The sequence below is a fragment of the Kitasatospora sp. NPDC088783 genome (assembly GCF_044750705.1).
Lineage (GTDB): Bacteria > Actinomycetota > Actinomycetes > Streptomycetales > Streptomycetaceae > Kitasatospora > Kitasatospora fiedleri.
Map to the genome: position 1 here is coordinate 1 of NZ_JBIVKJ010000040.1, position 5,176 is coordinate 5,176.

Annotated in this window: 3 protein-coding genes and 1 pseudogene; all 4 read left to right on the top strand. The window is 72.6% G+C overall.

Annotation, left to right across the window (positions count from 1 at the left end):
• Window positions 1–88, top strand: a pseudogene (locus ACIP60_RS38175) (ATP-binding protein); the annotation flags it as partial.
• Window positions 89–408: 320 nt separating this feature from the next.
• Window positions 409–3,903 (top strand): nitrate- and nitrite sensing domain-containing protein, encoded by a 3,495-nt coding sequence (locus tag ACIP60_RS38180; protein ID WP_400694232.1) that lies wholly within the window; start codon window positions 409–411, stop codon window positions 3,901–3,903.
• A 10-nt stretch (window positions 3,904–3,913) separates the two neighbouring features.
• Window positions 3,914–4,327 carry a roadblock/LC7 domain-containing protein gene (locus tag ACIP60_RS38185; protein ID WP_014138208.1) on the top strand — a complete coding sequence of 138 codons (414 nt, stop codon included), beginning with the start codon at window positions 3,914–3,916 and terminating at the stop codon, window positions 4,325–4,327.
• Window positions 4,328–4,493: 166 nt separating this feature from the next.
• The gene (locus tag ACIP60_RS38190) at window positions 4,494–5,129 is read left to right on the top strand and encodes a DUF742 domain-containing protein (RefSeq protein WP_400694235.1); all 636 of its coding nucleotides are present in this window, start codon (window positions 4,494–4,496) and stop codon (window positions 5,127–5,129) included.
• Window positions 5,130–5,176 lie beyond the last annotated feature (47 nt).

Here is a 5,176-nt window from a genome sequence, read left to right on the forward strand (position 1 = left end):
CATCACCCTCGACGCCCGACGCCGCGACAGCGCCAAGAGCGCCCTCATCACACTCGTCGAACACGCCCTCCTCGCCCGACTCCGATGAAGGCCCGACCCGGCCGGGGGGCGCGCGCCAGGAATGGTTCGCGTCCCCCGGTAACAGTTCGGTAGGCATTTGCCGGGCCGGTCTGACCGTGCGTAGCCGTCCGAACCCGGTCCGCGCCAATGACCTTGAACTTTGCGGGATTTCAACCAGTTATGTCCGTTTTCCACCCCTGGCGCTCGGGGCGGAGGGGCCGTTTGTCCGGCCCACCGGCTCGTGTTGGAATTCCAGCTACCCCGTAGGACCCACGCGGGCCGCGGCCCGCCGGGGGGTAGCCGCCGGATAGATCCATGGCCGCCAGTCGGTCGAGAGGTTGTTGTCGAGTGAGGCGTAAGCAGCCAGTCACCCCTCAGCGGCGCTCCGAGCCCCGCCAGCAGGACCCGGGTAGCGGCCCGACCACCGGTCAGTTCTCCGCGTTCACCGCGCCCGGGGAGCGCGAGCGCGCCGAGCAGACCCGCCCCGCCGCCACCGAGCCGGCCGCGCGCCCCGGACCCGCCGAGGAGGCCCCGCGCCGCGGCGGCCGGTACGACTTCCTGTCCCCGCTGAACTGGCGCGTGCCGACCCGGCTGGTGGCCATCCTGGTCATCCCGGTCATCATCGCGCTGGTCTTCGGCGGCCTGCGCGTCAACACCTCGCTGGACGACTACAACCAGGCCGACCGGGCGGTGCGCATCGCCAACCTGGCCAGCGCCGCCACCAAGCTGGCCGACGCGCTGGAGCAGGAGCGCGACGAGACCCTGGTGCCGCTGCTCACCGGGCAGGGCGACCAGGGCGAGGTCAAGAAGCTCCGGGACAAGACCGACGAGGCCCTGAAGGGCTACAACGACGCGTTCCACGCGATCAAGGGCGATGCCACCATGGCGCGCCGCAACGACCAGTTCCAGGCGGCGGCGGCGTACCTGCCGCACCTGCGCGCCAACGCGTACAAGCCGGAGCTGTTCGCGACCGCGACCGCCAACGCCTACTCGCTGATCTTCGCGCCGCTGCTGGCGGTGGACAACTCGGTCGGCTTCGGCTCCACCAACGTCACCTCCAAGGGCCGCGCGATCTACGCGATGTCGCTGGCCAAGGCGTCCGCCTCGACCCAGCGCGCGCTGATGCTCCAGCTGCTCGTCGGCCTCGGCGTCGGCGGCGTGGACGGCCACGAGGGCGAGGACCTGATCCAGTCGCTGGTGGTCGCCTCCCGCCTGGAGCAGACCGCGCTCAGCGAGTTCAACACCGCCTCCGACGAGGCCGAGCTCAAGGTCTACTCGGACGCCCTGGTCGACCAGGCCACCGCCGACCAGCGCCTGCCGCTGCGGATGCCCGACGGCCACAGCCTGCCCACCATGGACGGCCTGCTCGCGGTCGGCATGTCCTACGCCGGCCAGCTGTCCAGCACCTCGGCCGGCGGCGACAACGCCGCCAAGATCATCGACCAGGTCGGCAAGGACGGCCTGACCCGCCCGCTGTGGGACCAGGCCACCAAGAGCCACATGAGCGCGCTGCGCTCCGCCGAGACCGACCTGCTCGGCCAGGTCGTCGGCGAGGCCCAGGGCATCAAGGACCGGGCCTTCACCGACTGGGTGCTCAACTCGCTGATCGTGGTGGCCTCGCTGGTGCTGGCCGGTCTGCTCACCGGCTACATCGCCCGCTCGATGATCCTCGGCATGCGGACCCTGAACACCGCCGCGCTCGACATCGCCAACCACCGCCTGCCGGAGCTGGTCGACAAGCTCTCCAAGACCGACCCGGAACGGGTCGACACCTCGGTCAGCCCGATCCCGCTGCACGGCCGGGACGAGATCGGCGAGGTCGCCCGCGCCTTCGACCAGGTCCACCAGCAGGCCGTCTCGCTGGCCGCCGAGCAGGCGCTGCTGCGAGGGAACGTCAACGCGATCTTCACCAACCTGTCGCGCCGCAGCCAGGGCCTGATCCAGCGCCAGCTGGCGCTGATCACCGACCTGGAGAACAACGAGGCCGACCCGGACCAGCTGGAGAACCTCTTCAAGCTGGACCACCTCGCGACCCGCATGCGCCGCAACGGCGAGAACCTCCTCGTCCTCGCGGGCGAGGAGCCCGGCCGCCGCTGGAACACCCCGGTGCCGCTGGTCGACGTGCTGCGCGCCGCGGCCTCCGAGGTGGAGCACTACGAGCGGATCGAACTGGCCGGCATCCCCGAGGCCGACGTGGTCGGCCCCGCCGTGACCGACCTCGTCCACCTGCTCGCCGAGCTGCTGGAGAACGCCACCTCGTTCTCCTCCCCGCAGACCCGGGTGCTGGTCAACGCGACCCGGCTGCCGGACGGCCGGGTGCTGGTCGAGATCCACGACAAGGGCATCGGCCTGACCGCCGAGGACTTCGCCGAAATCAACGAGAAGCTGGCCGAGCCGCCCACCGTCGACGCCACCATCTCCCGCCGGATGGGCCTGTTCGTGGTCGGCCGGCTGTCCCAGCGGCACGACATCCGGGTGCAGCTGCGCCCCTCCGGCGAGTCGGCCGGCACCACCTCGCTGGTCATGCTGCCGCAGCAGCTCACCCAGCTGGGCATGATGGCGCCGGAGCCGCAGGCCGAGGAGTTCACGGTCTCCCGGATCTTCGCCGAGCAGGAGCCGGCCGCCGAGTGGGCCTTCGAGGGCCAGGAGCGCACCGCCGCCGAACTCGGCTTCGACGACCACCTGCCCGCCCGCGGCGCCGTGCCCGGCAACGGCTTCTCCCCCGCGCTGGAGTCCATGCAGCGCTCCCAGCGCCTGGAGGAGCGCCGCCGGGCCGCCCTGGAGGCCGGCCCGAGCGCCGCCGAGGAGCCGATGGAGGCGGAGGTCCTGGAGTCGCCCTACGGCGAGCCGGGCCACCCGGAGGACGGCTACCGGGAGCAGTACCCGGAGCCGGACGCGGGCGGCTACCAGCGCCCCCAGGACGACCCGTACCGGCGCCCCGGGGCGGACGCCTACGGCCGGCCCTTCGAGCCGCAGCAGGCCCCGCAGGGCGACGCCTACGGCTACCCCGCCGACCCGTACGCGCCCGCGCAGTACGCCGACGAGCCGTACGCCCCCGGGCCGTACCCGCAGCAGGCCGGCTACGGCGACGAGCAGCAGTACGCCGAGGCGTACCAGCCGGGCTACGGCGACGGGCAGTACGACGGGCAGCAGTACGCCGACGGGCAGTACCCGCAGGCCCAGTACGCCGACGAGTACCAGCAGCAGGACTACGGCTACGAGGAGCCCGCCGGGCACCCGTACCCCGCGGAGGAGCTGCCGGCCCTGCCGCCGGCCCGTCCGGCCGCGGAGCAGCAGCCGGGCGGCGCGCTGCCGCAGCGGCGGCCGGGCCAGCAGCTGGCGGGCGGCGGCGGCGCGGGCCGGGCGGCGGACGGCGAGTCCCCGAACTGGTTCACCGGCGCGAAGGACACCTCGGCGTCGGCCGAGCCGCGCGGGCACGACGTGTCGGCGCTGGGCGGCTACGGGCCGACCGGTCCGACCGCGGCGCCCAGCGAGTGGGAGTCGCCGAACGACGACGGCTGGCAGCGCGCGGAGAAGCTCCGCGAGCCCTCCTCGGCCGGCACGACCCCCTCGGGCCTGCCGCGCCGGGTGCCGCGCCAGAACCTGGTGCCGGGCAACGCCCGGACCACCCCGCAGGAGGGGCCGCAGGTCTCCCGGGACCCGAACGAGGTCCGCGGCCGCCTGACCAACCTGCGCCGCGGCGTCGAGCAGGGCCGCCAGGCCGGCGGCGACCCCGGTACCACCGGTAGTTTCCGGATCGACCCCGACCAGGGGGCGTACGGTGATGAACCGCACAACAGCAGCACCGATCTCTTCGGCGGCTCGAACCAGCAGGAGCGTTGAGTTGACCCAGATGAGCCAGGCCGCACAGAACCTGAACTGGCTGATCACCAATTTCGTGGACAACACCCCCGGGGTGTCCCACACCGTGGTGGTCTCCGCCGACGGTCTGCTGCTGTGCATGTCGGAGGGCTTCCCCCGGGACCGCGCCGACCAGCTGGCCGCCGTCGCCTCCGGACTGACCTCGCTGACCTCCGGCGCCAGCCGCATCTTCGAGGGCGGCGACGTGACCCAGACCGTGGTCGAGATGGAGCGGGGCTTCCTGTTCCTGATGGCGGTCAGCGACGGCTCCGCGCTCGCGGTCCTCGCCTCGCCGGACTCCGACATCGGTCTCGTCGGCTACGAGATGGCCCTCCTCGTGGACCGCGCCGGCGCGGTCCTGACGCCCGCGCTGCGGGCCGAACTCCAGGGCAGTCTCCTGCACTGACGGTTCGTCGGATACCGTCCTGGTATTCGAAAGACCTCATTGCCCGTCCCGAGGTCGCTTCGGCGGCCTCGGGACCGGGCGTTGTACGGCCTTCGCACCACCGGCCACGGCGCTCCCCGGCGACGCGGCCAGCAACGCACCGCCGCACCCTTTGAGGAGATGAACCGTGACACCGCCCGACCACAGTGGCCAGTACGGCGCCCCGTACGCGGGCTCCGGCCACGACGCTTTCGGGGTTCCCGGCGTCGGCCACGGTCAGCAGCCGCAGTACGCGCCGCAGTTCAACGGTGGCCAGTCGTACCTGCCCCCGCAGTCCGATCCGCGCTGGTACCAGCAGCCGGACGGATACGGCCAGGCCCACCCCGGTGCCGACTCGTTCCCCGACCCCGGCCTGCCGCACCGCTACGAGGAGCAGCAGCCCGGCCACGTCGAGGAGTACGCCGACGAGGAGGAGGACGCCGAGCCGCTGATCCGGCCCTTCGCCATGACCGGCGGACGCACCCGGCCGCGCTACGAACTCGCGCTGGAGGCCCTGGTCTCCGCCGCGGTCGACCAGGCCCGGATGACCACCCTGCTGCCCGAGCACCAGCGGATCTGCGCGCTGTGCAGCTCCGACGTGAAGTCGGTGGCCGAGATCTCCGCGCTGCTCGGCCTCCCGCTGGGCGTGGCCCGCATCCTCGTGGCGGACCTGGCCGAGGCCGGCCTGGTCGCCATTCACCAGCCCGCAGCCGGCGGCGAATCCGGCAACCAGCCCGACGTCACGCTGCTCGAAAGGGTCCTCAGTGGACTTCGCAAGCTCTAACGCGGCCGCCGCCCCCAGCCGCGCCACCACCTCCGCCAAGATCGTCG

Excerpts from the sequence above, each read along its gene's own strand:
- ACIP60_RS38185 (WP_014138208.1), top strand. The coding sequence starts at position 3,914 with ATGAGCCAGGCCGCACAGAACCTGAACTGGCTGATCACCAATTTCGTG.